This window comes from Paraburkholderia sp. SIMBA_030, assembly GCF_046535245.1.
In the GTDB taxonomy this organism is placed as follows: domain Bacteria; phylum Pseudomonadota; class Gammaproteobacteria; order Burkholderiales; family Burkholderiaceae; genus Paraburkholderia.
Genome location: NZ_JAWRXB010001498.1, coordinates 1 through 241, shown reverse-complemented (window position 1 = coordinate 241; position 241 = coordinate 1). Strand labels below are relative to the sequence as shown.

The window sequence follows — 241 nt, the reverse complement described above, 5'->3', positions numbered from 1 at the left end:
CATCGTCCAGGGCACCTACGAAACCTTCGTCGAAGCCGGTCGCCAACACTACAACGATGACCTGAAAGGTCGTTGGGTCCTGACCGCCGGTCTGGGCGGCATGGGCGGCGCCCAGCCTCTGGCCGCCACTCTGGCTGGCGCTTGCTCGCTGAACATCGAATGCCAACAGGTCAGCATCGATTTCCGTTTGAACAGCCGCTACGTCGACGAGCAGGCCAAAGACCTCGACGACGCACTGGCG

The 241-nt window shown here is 62.7% G+C and carries 1 pseudogene; it reads left to right on the top strand.

Features of this window, described 5'->3' with window-relative positions:
* Nucleotides 1–241 (top strand): annotated as a pseudogene (locus tag SB772_RS45030) (urocanate hydratase); the annotation flags it as partial.